Here is a 19,961-nt window from a genome sequence, read left to right as displayed (position 1 = left end):
AGATATCACCAACCTTTTTCAGAATCGGAAAGGCCCAGGAGGTTGGAACGCACGTCGGCAATCAGGTACAACGTGCCCGACACCACCCCAAGATCCTCCGCTTCCGTCCGTGACTTCAACTCTTCAAGTGCGTTTTTCCAATTTGGTTCTATGATGATTTGCAGTGTGTGTTTGGCATATTTCTCCCTTACCTGCTCTACGATGTCACCAAGCGCCTTGGCGTCCAGTTTCTTCCGGAAATCCGGTTCAGTCAGGATAAGCGTATCCACTATTGGCAGTATATGCTGCAAATACGATTCATGATGCTTATTTGCCAGTATTCCCATCATTAAGTTCAGTTTCCGGTACTTATAGATCTGCGGCAGGCTTTTAGCCAAGGATTCAGCCCCTTCGGGGTTATGCGCGCCATCGAGAACAATTCTTGGAGAAGACAACACCTGTTCCAGTCTTCCCGCCCAGAAAGTCTCTTTAAACCCGGTACGCAATTCTTCCTCATCCACGATAAAGGCCATATACTGACGAAGCACTTCCAGTGTCATCATGGCAAGCGCGGCATTGGCACATTGGTGCTCACCCAGCATCGAGATGGCAAGATCCATATCCCGAAACGGTCCGTGGAAATGGAAGACCTGACTTTCCTCATCCCCATGCAATCGTGCATAAGAGAATTGATCATTGACGAGATACAGGCTTGTGCGGTTTTTCTCCGCCGTTTCCTTCAAAATTTCGACGGCTTCCGGCTGAGTTACCGTACTCACCACAGGGACTCCAGGCTTGATAATGCCCGCCTTCTCCCTGGTGATCTCCTGAATGGTATCGCCCAATACGTCGGTATGATCCATTCCGATGTTCGTGATCACCGAGATGATAGGGTGAACAATATTGGTCACATCAAGCCGACCGCCAAGCCCCGTCTCCCATACCACGACGTCCGGATAAACAACCTCGCCATAATACAGTATCGCTAGTGCCGTGGACACCTCAAACATCGTAGGCGACCCCAGCCCCGTCTCTGTTACTTCAGCCACAAGCGGCTGCAGTCGATTAGCGAGCTCAAGCAGCGTCTGTTCCGGTATGTCCTCGCCGTTAAACTGAAACCGATTGGTAAACTTCGTAATATAGGGAGAGGTATAGGTACCTACCGTGAATCCCCCTTGAAGCAGCACTTTTGTTAAAAAAGCGCACGTCGAGCCTTTACCGTTCGTTCCAGCCACGTGAATAAATTTTAAACGACGCTCCGGATGGCCAAGCAGCTCCATCAATCGCAGAATTCTATCCATGCCAGGGCGGATTCCAAACGGAATCAGCCCATTAATCCAAGCCACCGCTTCCTCATAGGTTTGGAACGGAGCCGCCACTGCAGCTGCCGATTGATCACCCATCGCTCTCACCTTCTGGTCCAGATTCATCTTGCTTCAGCCTCTCAATTCTTCGATGCGTGCAATAACTTTACTGCGTTTGTCTGAGTAATCCGCAAGCTTCGCGCGTTCTTCTTCAATCACCTTCTCGGGTGCTTTCGACACGAAGCCAGGATTGTTCAGCTTCTTCTCCACACGCTCGACTTCACTGTTCAAGTGCTGAATTTCTTTCTCCAGACGCGTGATTTCTTGAGCGATATCAATCAAACCAGAGAGTGGCAAATACATGTCAACCCCTGTAACCACGGCGGTCATGGCTTTATCTGGCGCCGTCAGCTCAAGTGAGGATTGATACTCCGACGTGTTGCAGAAGCGGCGGATATAATCCGCATTGCGATCGATGATGCTGGCGATTTGCCCGCTCACCGGTTTTAGTTGCAATTCAACTTTTTTGCTCATCGGTACGTTCACTTCCGCCCGGATGTTACGTACAGCGCGGATAACATCCATGAGCAGGTTCATTTCGGTAACGGCTTCCGTGTTCTCGAATGCCGGATCATAGGTCGGCCATGAAGCCAGCATAACCGTCTCTCCCTCATGCGGCAGATGCTGCCAGATCTCCTCGGAGATGAACGGCATGAACGGATGGATTAGACGCATCGTGCGGTCCAGAACATAAGCAAGCACCGATTGCGTCTTTTTCTTGGCCGCTTGATCTTCCCCGTACAGGGACAGCTTCGCAAACTCAATATACCAGTCGCAGAGATCATCCCAGATGAAATTGTAGAGCAGTCGACCGGTTTCGCCAAATTCGTAGGCATCAATTAGACGCGTAATGTCGCGGGAAGTTTCGTTCAGGCGGTGCAAAATCCACCGATCCGCCGTTCCCAGCTCACCGGAAATGTCGATATCTGCGGCGGTGAAGCCTTCCAAATTCATGAGCGCAAAACGCGATGCATTCCATATTTTGTTCGCAAAGTTACGAGCCTGCTCCACGCGTTCCCAGCGGAAACGAAGATCCTGACCCGGCGTGCTGCCCGTTGAGATCATATAACGCATGGCGTCTGCGCCGTACTGCTCTATAACTTCAAGCGGGTCGATGCCGTTGCCAAGCGACTTGGACATCTTGCGGCCTTCGCTATCCCGAACCAGGCCATGAATCAGGGTATCCTTGAACGGCATTTGATCCGTAAATTCGAGCCCCTGGAAGATCATCCGTGATACCCAGAACGGAATAATGTCGTAACCTGTTACGAGAACGTTGGTCGGATAATAACGTTTGAAATCCTCGCTGTCCAGATCCGGCCAGCCCATGGTCGAGAACGGCCAGAGCGCCGAGCTGAACCAGGTATCCAGCACATCCTCATCCTGTCTCAGATCATCCTTGCCAAGCTTCGCACGCGCTTCCTCTTCATTCATGGCAACAACCACTTCACCGGTGGACTCGGAATACCATGCCGGAATCCGGTGGCCCCACCATAATTGACGAGAGATACACCAGTCGCGTACATTCTCCATCCAGTGCAGGTAGGTTCGCTCAAACCGGTCAGGCACAAAGTTAACGCCCTTGCCGGATTTCTGCGCCTCTACGGCTGCCTGTGCCAGCGGCTGCATGTTAACAAACCATTGCGTGGACAGGTAAGGCTCAACCACCGCGCCGGTTCTTTCACTGTGACCAACCTGATGCACGTGATCTTCAACTCGAAGCAATACACCCGATTCCTTCATGTCATTCACGATTTGCTTGCGGCATTCGCTGCGGTCAAGACCTTGGTACTTGCCGGCAAACTCGTTCATCGTACCGGACTCATCCATCACCGTAATTTGCGGCAGGTTATGTCGCTGTCCCATCTCAAAATCGTTCGGATCATGCGAAGGCGTAATTTTAACGGCTCCGCTGCCAAAATCCTTCTCCACATACTCATCGGCAATAACCGGGATTTCCCGGCCGACAATCGGCAGTACCAGCGTTTTGCCAATCATGTCTTTATACCGCTCGTCTTCCGGATGAACAGCTACCGCTGTATCACCGAGCATCGTCTCTGGACGAGTCGTAGCTACGGTAATGAAGCCGCTGCCGTCTTTTAGCGGATATTGCAAATGGTACAAATTTCCATTGACCTCTTTGTACTCCACCTCAATATCGGACAATGCCGTACGCGCGGCCGGATCCCAGTTAATGATACGTTTGCCGCGGTAGATAAGGCCTTTGTCATAGAGCTTAACAAACACCTCGCGAACCGCTTCCGACAAACCTTCGTCCAGCGTGAAACGCTCTCTGGAATAATCCAGCGACAGGCCGATCTTGGACCATTGATCCCGGATCGTATTCGCGTACAGATCCTTCCATTCCCATACCTTCTCCAGGAACTTCTCACGTCCCAGATCGTAACGGGTAACACCTTCCTCGCGAAGCTTCTGCTCCACCTTCGTTTGAGTTGCAATGCCCGCATGGTCAGAACCAGGCAGCCAGAGCGCATCATATCCCTGCATCCGCTTCACGCGAATGAGAATATCCTGCAGCGTGAAGTCAAGAGCATGGCCGATATGAAGCATTCCCGTAACGTTAGGAGGAGGAATCACAATCGTGTAAGGCTCCGCGTCCGGACGTTTGCCAGCTTCAAAGAAGCCGCCTTCCTTCCAGTACGGATACCATTTTTGCTCGGCTGCCTTCGGATCATACGTCGTTGGCATTTCTAACTGGGATTGGTTTTGTTTTTGATCCATATTTTCGTACCTCCGTCACTGTTAATCAGTTTTGCCAACCAGAAATGTTTTAGCCTTGAGAAGCGGCCCATGATAGCATTTTTGGCATGAAACAAAAAAAGCCCCTCGTCCTCAAAGGACGAAAGACTGTTCTCTCGCGGTACCACCTTTGTTTCGTGCTTACGATTGTTTATCAACCGTTGTCCTCCCGTGAAGAACATGAAGGAGCGTCAAGCACGACACTTTACGCAGATAACGGCTGCGGCCGGCGAACCCTAACCAGGGTAGTAAACGATCCCTACTCTAACTCAAGTCCGCAACTCCGGGGCGACTTCGGCAAGCTGGTTCCTGCGGAATCTCACAGCGCTGGGTAGCAATTCCGCTCTCTGAAGGCCATACCTTCCTACTCTTCCCGTTCAACGTTGTTCTAGCTTTTGGAATACCTGTACATATACTATTCAAATATACCGTGGTTGTTGCATATAGTCAATATTTCGAGTGTTTCCGAAGAATTTAAACATCATACCTGTCCAATCCAAATAATATGACTTACCTGAAAATACTTCCGTGTTAGCTCCCTCATTTGCTTCCATCCTGTTTCTGTACAACAAAAAAGCAGACCAAGGATTTCCCACCTTGACCCGCTTTCTTCTTGCTCGATGAACCCCCTCGATTACTGGGGAATGTATAAGACCTGGCCTTCTTCGACATTCTGTTCAGACATGCGGTTGTATAACAAAAGTTCCCGCGGCGTCAGTTGATAGCGCTCCGCAATCAGATCAAGTGTCTCCTCACGCTGAACAATGCACATCCGTACCTTGCGGAATGGAGTTTCCTCATGTCGGTTGCCAAGGAAGAGACTTTTCCACTCCACATCCTCGGACGCAGCGGACTCCACCAGCTCTTCGGCTTCTTCTTCCTCGTCCCGAGCGGCTTGGTCCTGATCCTGCACCGTTCTGCTCGATTGAAGCAATGAAGAGAAACCTACGCCCGAAGTACTTGTGGTGCTGTTCTTTGTACTGAAGGCAACTTTCAGCTCCGGCTTCGTCGTGACCTCCTCGGGTTTAGCGGAGATTTCCTCGGCTATATCCTCTGAAGCCTCTGCCCCCTCGGCAAAAACAGGCTGAGCTTCTTCCGTTTCCGATGATTCCAGCACCGGTACGGCTTCCACTTCTTCGCCTTTGCGTTCAACAATGCCTGGGAAATCTGCTGCCGGTTCTTCCTGAACCGTCTCCGGCTGAGGCGTTACCCGCTCGAATTGCCATACACTTGGAATAGACGGCTCAGGCTCAGCTGCCTGAGGGATCGTTTCCGTCTCATTATGTAAGGCATATTCGACGGTGTCCCGGGCTTCCTGATCACTGGAGAAGCCTTCAGCGCCAGCTGGCTCTTCCGCATCCTGAATTTGATTCTCATACTCCGCCCAGGATGCTAAATACTGCTGTGTGCGCGCATCCGTCCCCGACACGTTGGCCCTAGGCTGAGTTTCGTTAAAATAGGGAGGTGAAGCCGAATTTGTATCTTCACCAGCTCCTCCGCCTTGCAGCTGCTCATACGGATTGGCAGCAAACTGCTGCTCGCCGTTCGAATAGAAATTAGGCGTTTCAGGAGCATGTACCACTGTGAATTCCTCATTGGCCCATACCTGATCCCGGGAACCCGGTGCCGCCGCCTGAATTCCTTTGAGAGAAAGAACCCCTGTAATATTCAAGCTGCGCTTGGATAGCAAATCTACATCAAAATTCTCAATCTCAACTGCGATGTCATCCAAAGAAGATACCCGGTTCAGCGGAACCGTGATCTCGACCGGAATCCAGTGCTCGAGCGGCTCGGTTTCTCCTGCTTCAGTGTCACCTTTATACAGGCCTGCGAGAAGCAGATGCCCCCGAAGTGTGGCCTGATCCTGCTGGCTGATCACCTGAATGTGCGGGATCAACTCCGCCTCTTCCAATTCTTCGATTCCCGGCAAATCTTCCGTTAAATTAATACGCTCGTAAATATCAAACCGCAATCCGTAGGACTGGTCAAACACGGGAATGTCCTCCTTTTTGGCATATACTATCCGTGATCTGTTATCACGGCATGAGCCTAAGTTTCGCCACTCAATTTATCTATATGCCGAAAACAGGAGAGCATGACTTTTTTGCGAATTGTTGCGTGAAAGTTACAGATTTATTCAGGATTTTGCAAAATCCTCTACCGTCAGAATCCCTCTATGATTAACTCTCTTAATTCCATCATGTCCTGAGGCCATGGGGCCTGTACCTCGACCCTCTCACCTGTTAGAGGATGATGAAACAGCAAGCGTTCACCATGCAGCGCCTGGCGCGAAAACAGTGCCGGTCCCCCATACAAGGAATCTCCCAGGAGCGGATGTCCCATATGACTAAGGTGAACCCGGATTTGATGCGTACGACCGGTTTCAAGACTGATATTCAACAAGCTGGCCCTCGGGTATACTTCAGAGGAGAGAATATGCGTTATGGCAGCCTGGCCGGTTAATGACACTCTACGGCGGCTTGAGTGATAACGGTCCTTGCCGATCGGCAGGTCGATCACTTTAAGCTCCTGTCCTACCCTGCCCTGTACGATAGCAGCATAAATCCGCACAATTTTCTTCTCTCGCATCGCTTCATCAAGCTTCAGCTGCGCGTATTCATTCTTGGCATACAGCACAGGACCGGTTGTATCCTTATCCAGACGATGAATATGCCGGACCGCCGTATGAATCCCCTCTGCTTCGTAATAAGCGGCTACAACATGATTCAGCGTTGTTTCCTCGCTCTCCTGATCGGGGTGGACGGCCATACCGGCCGGTTTGTTCACGACGAGACAGAACTCATCCTCATGCAATACGTGCAGTTCCTGCCATCTCGGTTCGATGCCGTAATCGCGATAAGGAAAAAGGACCAGCCGAAGCCGGTCCCCTCTCCATTGTATCCCTTGCTCATGGCGCAGCTTGCGATACAGCTTCTCGGGCATTCCGAACGTCTCGAGAAGCCACTTGGCAGCGGCCTGTTCCCGATCCGGCTGGCTCAACAGCACCTTGCCAGGTGTCAGCTCCAGCCATTCGCCCCTTTTACTCCAGTTCCCCTTGTAACTCATAGGCTCTTGAAGGCGCTGCGGTTCGCTTCAATGGTGGCATCGATATCCTCCACCGTATGGGCTGCCGAAATGAACATGCCCTCGAACTGGGAAGGAGGAACGCTGACTCCCTCTTGAACCATGGCCGCAAAATATCGGCGGAACATATCCAGATCACTCGTCTTGGCCGTATCGAAATTCACCACTGGCGTATTCGTAAAGAAAGGACATACCATGGAGCCTATCCGATTAACGGACAACGGGATACCGAACTCCTTTGCATTGGACTCGAGTCCGGCCTGAAGCCGGGCGCCCCGTTCCTCCAGCTGCTCATAGACTGCCGGCGTCAACAGCTTCAAGGTAGTGTAACCGGCAGCCATGGCCAGCGGATTTCCGCTCAGCGTTCCCGCCTGATAGATTGGTCCTGCCGGAGCAATCTGGTCCATCAGTTCACGCTTGCCCCCGTAAGCACCGACGGGCAAGCCGCCGCCGATCACTTTGCCCAGGCATGTCATATCCGGTGTGACACCATACCGTCCCTGAGCACAATTCAAATCGACCCGGAATCCCGTCATCACCTCATCAAAAATAAGCACACTGCCGTAATCGGAGGTCACCTTGCGCAAGCCTTCCAGAAATCCTGGAAGAGGAGGAACTACGCCCATATTGCCTGCTACCGGCTCAACGATTACAGCTGCGATCTCTTCGCCAAACCGTTCAAAAGCAAGCTGGACCGATTCAAGGTCGTTATACGGAACCGCAATCGTGCTAACAGCCACGCTTTCCGGTACGCCTGGACTATCAGGCAGGCCGAGGGTTGCAATTCCAGATCCGGCTTTGATGAGGAGGCTATCGGCGTGACCGTGATAGGAGCCCTCGAATTTGATGATTTTGCTGCGTCCAGTGTAACCACGCGCCAGACGGATAGCGCTCATCGTCGCTTCCGTACCGGAGTTCACCATCCGTACAACCTCGATCGACGGAACTCGCTCACAGACAAGTTTAGCCATCTCGGTTTCCAACAGTGTCGGAGCACCGAAGCTTGTACCCTTTGCCGCCGTCTCCTGCAGGGCATCAACGACCTCAGGATGGGCATGACCCATAATAAGCGGCCCCCAGGAACCCACGTAATCGATAAAGCTGTTACCGTCAATGTCATATACCCGGCAGCCCTCTCCACGCTCGATATAAATCGGTGTTAAACCCACAGACTTAAACGCACGTACCGGACTGTTCACGCCACCGGGAATATATTGCTTGGCTTCCTCAAAAGCAGAACGCGACAAATCTTCTTTCCGAAAATCTTGGCTCATATTATGCACTCCTTACTCTTTAATCGTTAATGGTTACAGGCTGCGCATCCAGCGTGCCGCATCCTTCGAGAAATACGTAATGATAATATCCGCACCGGCGCGCTTCATTCCTGTAAGCAGCTCCATCACAATCGCCTGCTCACTGATCCATCCCTGCTGGGCAGCCGCCTTGATCATGGAATACTCGCCGCTAACGTTGTAGGCTACAATCGGCAGGTCGAACTGGTCTCTGAGCAATCTGACCACGTCCAGATAAGCCATCGCAGGCTTCACCATCAGCATATCCGCACCTTCCAGCACGTCCGTTTCTGCCTCGCGAAGGGCTTCCCTCACATTGGCCGGATCCATCTGATAGGTCTTCCGGTCACCAAACTGCGGAGCAGAATCGGCCGCTTCGCGGAACGGCCCGTAAAAGGCCGAGGCGTATTTAACCGAATAGGACATGATCGGCACGTTATAGAATCCGGCATCATCAAGCCCCGCACGGATCGCCTGCACAAAACCGTCCATCATATTGGATGGCGCAATGATGTCGGCGCCAGCTTTGGCCTGGGATACCGCCGTTCGTACGAGCAGCTCCAGCGATTCATCATTCAACACATCGCCGCAGGTGTGCCCGTCACGTTCGAAGGTATGCACCATGCCGCAGTGGCCGTGGTCGGTAAATTCGCATAAGCAGGTGTCCGCTATGACCAAAAGATCCGGGTACCACGCCTTTATGAGACGAGTAGCCTCTTGAACAATACCGTCTTCCGCAAAACCGGATGTGCCTACGCTGTCCTTGGTTTCAGGTATACCGAACAGAAGCACGGCAGGTATGCCTAACCCTGCGATTTCATCCACTTCCTCTTTCAAGGTGTCCAGAGAAAAATGATAGACTCCCGGCATCGACGAAATTTCGTTTTTAATGCCGCTTCCGTAGGTTACGAAGATCGGCTGAACCAGATCCTCTGCATGAAGCACGGTCTCGCGAACCATGCTGCGAATGCCGGCATTTTGACGCAGCCGGCGATGGCGTACGATTGGAAAACTCATGGCGTAATACCTCCAAGTGATGTACTTTTGTTCATGTATATAAAAAGAATATTATGGCGAAGCACGCCGTGGATCGTCCTCGTTCCAGGCACATAGGGCACTTACCAGACTATCCACAGTCGCTTCTTCGGCAAGAAGCGATACGGACAGTCCCGCTTCCTCAGCCGTCTGAGCAGTCAATGGACCAATGCAAGCAATTGCCGATTGTTTCAGCAAGTCGGCAGGATGCGCTACGCCCATTCGCTTCAACAACTGGAACAGATTTGTGACCGTAGAAGAACTGGTGAACGTAACCGCATGGATGCCGCCCTCCTGAAGCAGCTTCAGCAGTTCCTCATCGTCTTCCCCGCACAGCACGTTCTCATAGGTCACGGCTTCGGTCACGTGCAGTCCCATATCCGCCAGCTTCTCCGGCAGCCACCTGCGTCCTAAATCCCCGCGAGGCAGCAGCACATGCTGACCTGGCTGGAGCTCAGAGCCGTAAGCATCAATAAGGCCTTCCGCCTGAAAACGCTCCTTGAGCACCTCGGCTGTAATGCCGTAATTGCCGAGGGCATCAGCTGTAGCCGGACCAACCGCAACGATGCGGGCAGCGGCCAAGGAACGAATATCCCGCCCATTCTCCTTCAAGTGACGGAAGAAAAACTCCACCCCGTTGACGCTGGTGAAGAACACCCAATCATACATAGGCAGCTTGTCCAGCGCTTGTTGAATTCCGGCAAGTATTTCATCTGAGGAAGGCATTACCGTTTCGATAACAGGGAACTCATAGGGTTCTCCGCCCAAATCCTCAATTTGCGACACCAATGAGCTGGCCTGGCTTCGAGCCCTTGTGACCAGAATCCGCTTCCCGAACAGAGGCAGTCGTTCCGCCCACTTCAGTCGCTCCCGCTGAAGCACAACCTCCCCAACCACAATAACGGCAGGCGGCTGAAAATTCACTGCCTTGACCTTATCCTCAATGTCTGCCAGCGTTCCCGTCAGCGTATCTTGCTCTGCACGGGTTCCCCATCTAATAAGAGCCACTGGCGTTTCCGGCGATCTGCCGTGCTTGATCAGCTGACGGCTGATATAACCGATCTTGGCCACGCCCATCATAAAAATCAAAGTTCCTGTTGCATGGGTAACCTTATCCCACTGAATCATACGATCCAGCTTCTCCGGACTCTCATGTCCTGTAATGATGGATAAGGAGGAGGCATGATCGCGATGTGTCACAGGAATGCCTGCATAAGCCGGCACACTGATTGCCGAAGTAATTCCCGGCACGATCTCATAGGAAATGCCATGACGGTACAACAGCTCCGCTTCTTCGCCCACTCTTCCGAAGATGGTCGGATCACCGCCCTTTAAGCGGACAACCGTCTTGCCTTCCAGAGCAAAATCAACCAGCAGCTGATTGATTTGCTCCTGTTTCATCGTATGCCGATCCGGAAGCTTGCCCACATAAACCTTCTGCGCCCCGGGCTTCGTCCACCGCAGCAACCGAGGGCTGGCTAATCGGTCATACACCACGACATCCGCCTTTTCAATACATTCCTTGCCTTTAATCGTAATCAGGCGCGCATCGCCCGGACCTGCTCCCACCAGATAAACCTTACCTGCCATCCCCTCAGCCCCTAACTTGTGCCAGAATCTTCTCCGCTCCTTTGGCTTTCAGCTTTGCAGCTACTTCCACTCCGAGCGATTCAGGGTCGGTTCCTTCCGCGCTTTCCTTCAATATGATCTCGCCGTCAGGAGAACCTACCATTCCTGTTAATTGTATAACGTTTTGTTCTCCGCGGGAATCTCCTGTGTCCACATTCTTCAGGATGGCATAAGCCCCAATAGGCACTTGGCATCCACCGTTCAGCTCGCTTAGAAACTTGCGTTCAGCCGCAACGGTTCTTGCGGTGACCTCATCGTTATAAAGTGACAACAGATGCAGGAGCTCCGAGTCATTTTCACGGCATTCAATGCCAAGTGCGCCTTGGCCTACGGCAGGCAGACTGATTTCAACCGGCAAATGCGAAGTGATCCGGTCCTCCCAGCCCATGCGCTGGAGGCCTGCGGTCGCCAGAATGATGGCCTGAAATTCGCCTTCCTCCATTTTGCGAATACGGGAATCGATATTTCCCCTAATCCAATCGATCTGCAGGTCCGGGCGGTATGCCTTAAGCTGACTGGAACGACGCAGACTGCTCGTCCCCACCTTGGCACCTTGAGGCAGGTCATCCAGCGTCGCTCCTTCCTTGGAGATCAAGCAGTCACGAGGGTCCTTTCTTGCCGGCACCGCGCCGGATACCAGACCCTCGGGCAGAACAGAAGGCATATCCTTCATGCTGTGAACAGCCATATCAATTTCCCCGTCCAGCATTGCTTGCTCGATTTCTTTAACAAACAACCCCTTGCCGCCTACTTTGGAGAGGGTGACATCCAGAATGCGGTCGCCTTTGGTGACGATTTTCTTGACGGTAAAGTCATAATCCAAACCGTGCTCCTTCGCTAAACGCTTCAAATCATCGATAACCTGTCCCGTCTGTGTCAGTGCGAGGGCACTTTGTCTACTCCCAACCACAATTGTGCGCATCTTCATTCCTCCTGATTGTTCTCGATCCATAGCTTGATTTTGTCCGAATTCCAGGGTACGTAACCTCCGCGGCGAATCTCGCTCAGGACATCCATGCGATATACCTTGTCGAGCAGCCGCCTGCGTACTTCTGCAGACTCTACCTCTTCCCTAATCATCGAACGCATCCTGTATAACAAATCCAAATAGTCCTCATACTCAGGCCCGAACTGTTCTTCCAGCCGCTCACGAATATCGTGTGAAACCTTCGGCCCCGCTCCCGATGTGGATATAGCCAGCGTAAGCCGTCCCCGACGCATCACGGTCGGATAAATAAACGTTCCGGCCTCGCCGTTACTGGCTACATTGGCTAATATTCCAAGACTGTCGGCATCCTCTGCAATCTTCATGTTGAGCTGGGAATCATCCGTTGCAGCGTGAACCAGAAAAGCCCCGTCCAAATCACTGGGCCTGTACTTTCTGTCCGTCCATTGAAGAACCTTGCTCTTGGCTAAGCGTTGAAGCGCCTCGCTTCTTAATACAGGGCTTACAATATGTACGCTTGCCCCGGCATTAAGCAAGGTGAGTGCTTTGCGCTCCGCCACCTTGCCACCGCCGATAATCAAGCATGAACGTCCTCTGCAATTCAACAGCACGGGTACGTATTCATCATACGCCATTCTGCCATCACACTCCTGACCAACTGTGGAAAGCGGACCACGCATTCAAAAAAAAGTTCAGGATGATAAATCCATACCCGATTAATGCCCATATGGCCGCTTCCCTGCCCGATCTTCTCCATAAACGGCGTTTAACAAAATAAACGATATACATCGCAAGTGCCGTCAGTGTAGACAGTACCTTGATATCCAGAAACAAGGTCCAGCGTCCTGCCATTGCCACCGACATCGCCGCTAAAATGAGCGACGCCACCAAAATAATTGTCCCGGCCATCAGCGCTTTATACGAGTAAATATCCAGTTTCTCCAGGCTTGGCAGCCGGCGCATCGTATCGTTCCACTGCTTGTGCTTCAGCTTCCGATGCAAAAACATATAAATCGCTGCAAACACAGCCCCAACGGTTAATGCAGCAAAGCTGACACTCGCCAGGGCGATATGGACCAGCAGCAGACGATGCTCCGTCTCCCAGCTGTACATGGCGTTGTCTCCTGTCGTGAACCATAACCGATTGATCAGCATGACACTGAACCCTACAAGGTTCATCAGCAGGACGGCGAATTCCGAACGCTTCATGTAGGCCAGCGCAATCGAAGTAATGGATATGCAGAATGCCAGCAGGAAGAGAAAATCAAACAGCGTAAATACCGGAAAGTGAAGATGTCCGCCTTCCATGGCTCGGATGCCGATTCCGGCAGATTGAAAGAGTGCTGTAATGACAAGAAGCCCTGTGCCTATCCGCTTCGCCACCGAATTGCGTGAAATGCAATCCGAGATATAAAACAGAAGGCTCAGGGCATAGATACAAATGCCGGTGATATAAATTATATTTAACAGCATGGGATGAACTCACCCTCCTCAAAGGGTGGCTGGGGCCAGAGAGACCTTAAGCGGTTTCTCTTCTGCCTGCTGATCTACAGCATTCGGTATCCGTTCAGCTTTAACGGGTGCAGCTGCTTTCTTGATGTTGCTGCGGGCTTCCTGCTCCTTCTCTTCGATCAGGCTTTCCAGCGCAAAGATTTGTGAAAAATACTCCAGTGCTTCTCCGCCCTGCTTGCCGCCCGTCATTTCTTTGATCCGGTTAATCGGATCATGCATCATCTGGTTGACAATGCTCTTGGTCAACCGACGAATGACTTTCCGCTGGCGTTCATCCAGTTCCGGAAGCTTGTTGAACAAACTTTCCATCGTTTCTTCATGAATAACATTGGATTTTTCCTGCAAGGCCCGAATCGCCGGTCTGACACCGAGCGTCTTCAGCCATGTGTGGAATGCCTCCATCTCTTCTTGAATCATCACTTCAATCTTCGCTGCTTCCACACGGCGCATTTCCATGTTGGTCTCTACGATGCCTTCCAGATCATCAATGTCATACAAGAATACGTTGGACAGATCGCCAACCGTCGGATCGATATCCCGGGGAACCGCAATATCAATCATGAACAACGGACGGGACTGACGTTTCTTCATGCTCTCTTTAACCCGCTCCGCATTCAGAACATATTCATTAGCTCCCGTTGAGCTAATCACAATGTCGACGTCATTCAGTGAATTTACAGCCTCGACAATTGTGCACGGCGTGCCTTTGAACTTGCGGGCTAACTCCTCCGCACGGCCGAGCGTGCGGTTGGCAACAATCACTTCTGCAGCTCCGTTGGCGTATAGATGTTTGACCGTGAGCTCGCTCATTTTGCCTGCGCCGAGAATCATCACTTTTTTATCGTTAAATGTACCAAAAATCCGTTTGCCCAGCTCAACCGCAGCATAACTGACAGATACCGCACTCTCCCCAATCGATGTTTCGGAATGAGCACGTTTGCCAAGCGTAACGGCCTGCTTGAATAACATATTAAACCACGTACCGGTCGCCTGATTCTTCTGCGACGTCAAAAAAGCATTACGCACCTGTCCCAGGATTTGCGTCTCTCCAATGACCATGGAATCCAGACCGCAAGTGACCTTAAACAGATGGGAAATTGCCTGTTCGTCTTCATATATATAGAGGTGCTGTGTAAATTCTTCACGATTAATGCCGAACCACTGTTCCATGAAGCTGCGGATAAAGTAGCCGCACATATGAAGGCGGTCTACCACAACATAAATCTCAGTACGGTTGCAGGTAGCGACAATGACGCCCTCCAATACGCTCTTGGTCGAATTAAGCTGCTGTAACGCCTCAGGCATGTCTTCATCCGAGAATGTAAAGCGTTCTCTGACCTCCACAGGCGCCGTGCGATAGTTCAACCCAACAACGACGATGTGCATTGCATGTTCACCTGCCTATTTCTCCGAGTAGTTTTGCCGTTCACAACGGACTGTCTTGACCCTGTTCATTATATCACAGTATGCTGAGCACTCTTGTCTATTTTATGAAATGTTTATGAAATCCCCATACTTCATCATTCCATTCATAAACATTCTTAACTGTTCCGTAATACCTTACTATTGTGGATAGAGAACACTTGATATATACGTGTAATTTCTTCGAAAGCGGCTTTCAGAGGAATACGTTTCGTTTGTTGTCACGCTTACTCGTCTCTTCAAAATAAATAACCATGGAAACATCCATGGTTATCAGTATACACATTTTTTAAGAGGCTAATTAAACGAGCTCAGCCTGTTTCATCTCTGGCGTTTCGACAGTCATTTCGCCGAGTCCGCGCACGAGTTTCTTAGCATAGCATTTTTCAGGTTTCAAAGCGGATACCAGATAGTCAATAGCTAACTGCGGATCTACTGTCTCCCCGCAGGTATAACAGTCAATCGCAGCAAAACCTCTCTCAGGGTAAGTGTGAATCGAGAGATGGCTTTCCGACAGCAACACCAGCACAGTAGCACCTTGTGGTTCAAACTGCTTGGATTGGACGGACAATACCGTTGCTCCACATGCTTCAGCGGCTTCCACCATCTGAGCTTGTAAAAATTCTGCACTGTTCAATAGTTCAAAATCGACTCCCCAAGTATCAACAGCAACGTGTCTTCCGAAAGTTGAGTATTCCATCTTCCGGTTTCCCCCTTCCTAGGAATAAAATGTTTGAAAAATTTCATCCGCTAGGACCTACGTCATTCACTTCCCGAGGGAATAATCTCTCGCAACATTACATGTCCTGAGTGAATCCTGGTTCCTATATTCTTTTCAACGAGATTAAAAATAACATCTATGACGTTTAATTGCAACACCTTTTTTAAAATTAACCCATAAATATTTTACAGCTCAATATATGTGTGTCTGCACAACTTGGTGCCAGAGAACGACCAAATGGATCTTATCATCATTTATATTCATAAACATACAAGAAACAAATGTATACATTTAAAAAAGCGCATAAAAAAAGCCGCCCCTTACGGGCAGCCTTCCCTAGGCTTCTAGCACAAATAACCGTTGATTAAACCGTCGCAGCCGTTCATCTATAGTCTGAGTAATATGTTTATCATTCCCTGCTGCAATCCGCTGGTCCAAAAGCACGTTGATATGGTACTGGATGGATTCAATCTCTTTCTCTGCTTCATTGCTGTTGAAGAGACGCTGCAACTCGCCTGCCGTATTCTTGTACTCATAAATAACAATGCTGTCGCTTCCGGCAATCTGCGTAATTCTGTGCACCGTTCCAGCGTGGTAGTCGTAGCTCATCGTAAAACCGCGATAAATCCGATTCACTCTGCCTGATCCTTTAAAAGCCGCAAACAGTTTGCGTACGGCATTTGTCAGGTGAGGAGTGACCAATCGGCACGACAGCTCACAGACGTACAAGCCATTCTTGCGTTCAAAGGGCAAATGAACTTCTTCCCCGCTTTCATCTTCGAGCACAAACTCCTGCTCTCCGCTATCCATGACTTTTACCCGGTTCGTAACCCGGAAAGCTTGGGTATACTGCAGAAATTGATCCATTTGAACATCCGTCATTTGCATTGTGGCATTAACATATTCTGTGGCTAACCGCTGAGCCATAAAAATCTCCCTCAATTCTTTTAACTTACTACCATTATACAGCAGACCCAGGCGGTCTTTCCTGCCGTCCGAATGAGAATATCCATCATATTTCATAAAAAAACGGAATTAGCCGGAATCAGACTGACATTTCCCACAAGATGCTCACTTTCCTGTAAAGAATGCACCGATTCCCTATATCACCCTTGAAAAAAACATCATCAAACAAACGGGATCAGGCTTGTTCATTGCCTTCAGTTCCCGAATCAAGGGATAACTCTTCCTCTTCGTGCTGAGTCCCCATATGAGACTCCATAATAGCCCATAACTCATCTTTACCCAGTCCGAGCTCAGATGAAAACATCACGAATGAATGATAGGGCTTAAAGCCCAGTGTATCCTTAACGATTTTCACATGCTTCTGACGGCGTGTTTTCGGGATTTTATCCGCTTTGGTTGCAACCACACATACCGGACGGTTGTAATGCTGCAGCCATTCATACATGCTGATATCATCTTTTGACGGCGGGTGACGCATGTCCACAATCAACAGGACAAGCTTCAGCTCTTCCCGGTTAAGCAAATACCGCTCAATCATTTCGCCAAAGGCGGCACGCTGCGTTTTGGACACCTTCGCATACCCATAGCCGGGAAAATCGACCAGATACAGGTCATCATTCACCCGATAATAGTTGAGCTGCTGCGTTTTGCCGGGCGTAGAGCTGGTACGCGCCAGATTTTTACGAGCTATCATACGGTTAATCAGTGATGACTTGCCCACGTTGGAACGCCCTGCCAGAGCAATTTCCGGCAAGGCGTCTTCAGGATATTGGGCAGGTACGACAGCACTGATGACAAAATCGGCTTTCGTAACTTTCATAATTTAGACTTTCCTCTCTAGTGCACTCCCGCTTGTTCAACGAGCGCATGCTCCAGAACCTGATCCATATGGGATACCGGAACGAACTCAACGTCGTTCTTCACGCTGTCAGGTATATCACGCAAGTCACGTTCGTTATCCTTAGGGAGTAATATTTTTTTGTAGCCGGCACGGTGGGCTGCCAGAGATTTCTCTTTCAAGCCACCAATCGGAAGAACGCGTCCCCGAAGTGTAATTTCCCCCGTCATGGCCACATCGCGGGCTACATGCCGTTTGGTTAAAGATGAAATAAGAGCCGTGGCAATCGTAATTCCGGCTGATGGACCATCCTTCGGAATGGCTCCTTCCGGGATATGGATATGAACATCGAGTTTCTCGTGGAAATCCGGATCAATACCCAGCTCCACCGCCTTCGAGCGAGTAAAACTGAAGGCAGCCTGAGCCGATTCCTTCATCACATCACCAAGTTTACCCGTCAGGGTCAGCTTGCCGGTTCCAGGCACCACCGTAACTTCAATGGTCAGCGTCTCGCCGCCCACTTCCGTCCACGCAAGCCCCGTGACCGTGCCCACTTGATCCTCAAGCTCGGCCATGCCATAGCGAAACTTCGGAATTCCGAGATATTCCTTGATATCTTCAGCCTTAATCTCAATGGATTCCGATGCATGGGTCACAATCTGTTTGGCTGCCTTACGGCACAGCGCTGCCACTTGCTGCTCCAAATTGCGGACTCCGGATTCACGGGTATATTCCCGAATCACCTTCATCAGAGCTTCCTCGTCCAGTATCAGCTGTTCTGCTTCAAGCCCATGCTCGCTCTTTTGTTTAGGCAGCAAATAACGGTTCGCAATCTGCAGCTTCTCCAGCTCCGTATATCCTGGAATGTACAGCACTTCCATACGGTCAAGGAGCGGTCTGGGAATGTTATGAAGCACGTTCGCCGTCGTAACAAACATGACGTTGGACAGATCAAACGGAATTTCCACGAAATGATCGCTGAATGTGTTGTTCTGCTCCGGATCGAGCACCTCAAGCAGTGCTGAAGATGGATCGCCCCGGAAATCGGAAGCCATCTTATCAATTTCATCAAGCAGGAACACCGGATTCATCGAACCCGCTGTTTTCATTCCTTGAATGATACGTCCTGGCATAGCCCCTACATAGGTGCGCCGGTGTCCGCGGATTTCGGCCTCGTCTCTCACGCCACCTAAGGAGACACGTACAAACTTGCGCTCCAGTGAGCGGGCGATGGACCGGGCTAGCGATGTTTTACCGACGCCTGGAGGGCCAACCAAACATAGAATCGGCCCCTTCATCTTCTTCACCAGCTTCTGAACCGCCAAGTATTCCAGCACGCGTTCCTTCGGCTTCTCGAGACCGTAATGATCCTCATCCAGCACTTGTTCTGCTTTGACGATATCCAGATCGTCTTCGGTCTTACTGCTCCAAGGCAGCGCCAGCAGCCAATCGACGTAGTTTCGGATAACGCCGCCTTCGGCAGAGCTTGCCGGCATTTTCTCGAGACGGTCGATTTCCTTCTCTACCTTCTCATGCACACGTTCCGGAAGCTCAAGCTCCTGAAGCTGACTTCGGAGCTCCTCTACCTCCCCGGTACGGCCTTCCTTGTCGCCAAGCTCTTTCTGAATGGCCTTCATCTGTTCGCGCAAGTAGTATTCCTTCTGGGTCTTCTCCATTTGCTTCTTGACCCGCTGGTTGATCTTGCGTTCCAATTCCAGCACTTCACGCTCATTGTTCAATATGTCTAGAAGCTTCTCGAGCCGTTTGCGAACATCAATGGTTTCGAGAATTTCTTGCTTATCCTTGATCTTCAGCGACAAATGACTCGTAATCACGTCTGCCAGACGACCTGGCTCGTCAATATCGGAAACGGCCGCCAATGTCTCTGGTGTCACCTTCTTGGACAGATTGATATAATTCTCAAACTGAGACAGTACGGTTCGCATTAATGCGGAAACTTCAGGGTCATGGTTCTCCTCTTCAGGCAGCTCGCGAGCCATGACCTCATAGTATTCCTCTTGATCCGTATATTCAATAACCTCCGCCCGTTCCATACCTTCCACAAGCACACGTATGGTACCGTTAGGAAGCTTAAGCATCTGGCGTACATTCGCAACTGTGCCTATCCGATAAATATCCTCTTGCGTCGGTTCTTCAATGTTCACTTCCGATTGAGAACATAGGAGAATCAAATTGTCTTCAACCATCGCCTTTTCTAAAGCCTTTACCGATTTCTCCCGTCCTACATCCAAGTGAAGCACCATGCTCGGATAGACAAGAAGACCTCTTAAAGGCAGTAAAGGAAAACGACGACCTTTGGATTTACTGGGTCCCATCGCTTTCGCACCTCCAACGGCTCTCAATGTTGACACTATTCCTATTTTATCAAATCTGCGTATAAAAAACCAACAAA

15 protein-coding genes and 1 other annotated feature are annotated in these 19,961 nt (G+C 50.6%); all 15 genes read right to left on the bottom strand.

Annotation, left to right across the window (positions count from 1 at the left end):
• Positions 1–5 precede the first annotated feature (5 nt).
• On the bottom strand, positions 6–1,382 hold the full coding sequence (locus M2277_RS26585) for a bifunctional folylpolyglutamate synthase/dihydrofolate synthase (protein WP_172964070.1): 1,377 nt from the start codon (positions 1,380–1,382) through the stop codon (positions 6–8).
• A gap of 33 nt (positions 1,383–1,415) precedes the next feature.
• Positions 1,416–4,085 carry a valine--tRNA ligase gene (locus tag M2277_RS26580; RefSeq protein ID WP_280756038.1) on the bottom strand — a complete coding sequence of 890 codons (2,670 nt, stop codon included), beginning with the start codon at positions 4,083–4,085 and terminating at the stop codon, positions 1,416–1,418.
• Positions 4,086–4,196: 111 nt separating this feature from the next.
• Positions 4,197–4,493: a binding site (T-box leader), on the bottom strand.
• A gap of 244 nt (positions 4,494–4,737) precedes the next feature.
• Entirely contained in the window at positions 4,738–6,096 is a 1,359-nt protein-coding gene (locus M2277_RS26575) for a LysM peptidoglycan-binding domain-containing protein (protein WP_280756037.1), read from the bottom strand.
• A gap of 170 nt (positions 6,097–6,266) precedes the next feature.
• Complete coding sequence (locus tag M2277_RS26570) at positions 6,267–7,169, bottom strand: RluA family pseudouridine synthase (RefSeq protein ID WP_280756036.1); 903 nt, start codon at positions 7,167–7,169, stop codon at positions 6,267–6,269.
• Positions 7,166–8,461 carry a glutamate-1-semialdehyde 2,1-aminomutase gene (gene hemL, locus M2277_RS26565; protein WP_280756035.1) on the bottom strand — a complete coding sequence of 432 codons (1,296 nt, stop codon included), beginning with the start codon at positions 8,459–8,461 and terminating at the stop codon, positions 7,166–7,168. The genes M2277_RS26570 and hemL overlap by 4 nt, the downstream gene beginning before the upstream one ends.
• 33 nt (positions 8,462–8,494) lie before the next feature.
• Complete coding sequence (hemB, locus tag M2277_RS26560; RefSeq protein ID WP_006208792.1) at positions 8,495–9,496, bottom strand: porphobilinogen synthase; 1,002 nt, start codon at positions 9,494–9,496, stop codon at positions 8,495–8,497.
• A 51-nt stretch (positions 9,497–9,547) separates the two neighbouring features.
• A complete protein-coding gene (gene cobA / locus M2277_RS26555; RefSeq protein ID WP_280756034.1) occupies positions 9,548–11,104 on the bottom strand; it encodes a uroporphyrinogen-III C-methyltransferase in 1,557 nt (518 codons plus the stop codon).
• A gap of 4 nt (positions 11,105–11,108) precedes the next feature.
• Positions 11,109–12,065, bottom strand: coding sequence for a hydroxymethylbilane synthase (gene hemC, locus M2277_RS26550; RefSeq protein ID WP_036641390.1), 957 nt, complete (start codon positions 12,063–12,065; stop codon positions 11,109–11,111).
• A 2-nt stretch (positions 12,066–12,067) separates the two neighbouring features.
• Entirely contained in the window at positions 12,068–12,724 is a 657-nt protein-coding gene (locus M2277_RS26545; RefSeq protein WP_063478860.1) for a precorrin-2 dehydrogenase/sirohydrochlorin ferrochelatase family protein, read from the bottom strand.
• 7 nt (positions 12,725–12,731) lie between these two features.
• Positions 12,732–13,562 carry a cytochrome c biogenesis protein CcsA gene (ccsA, locus tag M2277_RS26540; RefSeq protein WP_036641385.1) on the bottom strand — a complete coding sequence of 277 codons (831 nt, stop codon included), beginning with the start codon at positions 13,560–13,562 and terminating at the stop codon, positions 12,732–12,734.
• An 18-nt stretch (positions 13,563–13,580) separates the two neighbouring features.
• Entirely contained in the window at positions 13,581–14,987 is a 1,407-nt protein-coding gene (gene hemA / locus M2277_RS26535; RefSeq protein ID WP_036641382.1) for a glutamyl-tRNA reductase, read from the bottom strand.
• 337 nt (positions 14,988–15,324) lie between these two features.
• On the bottom strand, positions 15,325–15,723 hold the full coding sequence (gene speD / locus M2277_RS26530) for an adenosylmethionine decarboxylase (RefSeq protein ID WP_006208786.1): 399 nt from the start codon (positions 15,721–15,723) through the stop codon (positions 15,325–15,327).
• Between the two features lie 357 nt (positions 15,724–16,080).
• Positions 16,081–16,671, bottom strand: a complete 591-nt coding sequence (locus M2277_RS26525; RefSeq protein ID WP_006208785.1) for a hypothetical protein — start codon at positions 16,669–16,671, stop codon at positions 16,081–16,083.
• Positions 16,672–16,885: 214 nt separating this feature from the next.
• The gene (gene yihA / locus M2277_RS26520; RefSeq protein ID WP_063478859.1) at positions 16,886–17,530 is read right to left on the bottom strand and encodes a ribosome biogenesis GTP-binding protein YihA/YsxC; all 645 of its coding nucleotides are present in this window, start codon (positions 17,528–17,530) and stop codon (positions 16,886–16,888) included.
• Positions 17,531–17,547: 17 nt separating this feature from the next.
• On the bottom strand, positions 17,548–19,884 hold the full coding sequence (lon, locus tag M2277_RS26515; protein WP_280756033.1) for an endopeptidase La: 2,337 nt from the start codon (positions 19,882–19,884) through the stop codon (positions 17,548–17,550).
• Between the last annotated feature and the right edge of the window lie 77 nt (positions 19,885–19,961).

The sequence above is a fragment of the Paenibacillus sp. LBL genome (assembly GCF_029893715.1).
Classification (GTDB): domain Bacteria; phylum Bacillota; class Bacilli; order Paenibacillales; family Paenibacillaceae; genus Paenibacillus_AQ; species Paenibacillus_AQ glucanolyticus.
This window is presented reverse-complemented; position numbering and strand designations above follow the sequence as displayed.

What these genes read in the sequence shown, in the direction of transcription:
- M2277_RS26545 (WP_063478860.1), bottom strand. Translation starts at nt 12,724, where the DNA reads ATGGCGTATGATGAATACGTACCCGTGCTGTTGAATTGCAGAGGACGT.
- yihA (WP_063478859.1), bottom strand. Translation starts at nt 17,530, where the DNA reads ATGAAAGTTACGAAAGCCGATTTTGTCATCAGTGCTGTCGTACCTGCC.
- hemB (WP_006208792.1), bottom strand. Translation starts at nt 9,496, where the DNA reads ATGAGTTTTCCAATCGTACGCCATCGCCGGCTGCGTCAAAATGCCGGC.
- hemA (WP_036641382.1), bottom strand. Translation starts at nt 14,987, where the DNA reads ATGCACATCGTCGTTGTTGGGTTGAACTATCGCACGGCGCCTGTGGAG.
- speD (WP_006208786.1), bottom strand. Translation starts at nt 15,723, where the DNA reads ATGGAATACTCAACTTTCGGAAGACACGTTGCTGTTGATACTTGGGGA.
- M2277_RS26570 (WP_280756036.1), bottom strand. Translation starts at nt 7,169, where the DNA reads ATGAGTTACAAGGGGAACTGGAGTAAAAGGGGCGAATGGCTGGAGCTG.
- M2277_RS26580 (WP_280756038.1), bottom strand. Translation starts at nt 4,085, where the DNA reads ATGGATCAAAAACAAAACCAATCCCAGTTAGAAATGCCAACGACGTAT.
- lon (WP_280756033.1), bottom strand. Translation starts at nt 19,884, where the DNA reads ATGGGACCCAGTAAATCCAAAGGTCGTCGTTTTCCTTTACTGCCTTTA.
- M2277_RS26525 (WP_006208785.1), bottom strand. Translation starts at nt 16,671, where the DNA reads ATGGCTCAGCGGTTAGCCACAGAATATGTTAATGCCACAATGCAAATG.
- hemC (WP_036641390.1), bottom strand. Translation starts at nt 12,065, where the DNA reads ATGCGCACAATTGTGGTTGGGAGTAGACAAAGTGCCCTCGCACTGACA.
- hemL (WP_280756035.1), bottom strand. Translation starts at nt 8,461, where the DNA reads ATGAGCCAAGATTTTCGGAAAGAAGATTTGTCGCGTTCTGCTTTTGAG.
- cobA (WP_280756034.1), bottom strand. Translation starts at nt 11,104, where the DNA reads ATGGCAGGTAAGGTTTATCTGGTGGGAGCAGGTCCGGGCGATGCGCGC.
- ccsA (WP_036641385.1), bottom strand. Translation starts at nt 13,562, where the DNA reads ATGCTGTTAAATATAATTTATATCACCGGCATTTGTATCTATGCCCTG.
- M2277_RS26585 (WP_172964070.1), bottom strand. Translation starts at nt 1,382, where the DNA reads ATGGGTGATCAATCGGCAGCTGCAGTGGCGGCTCCGTTCCAAACCTAT.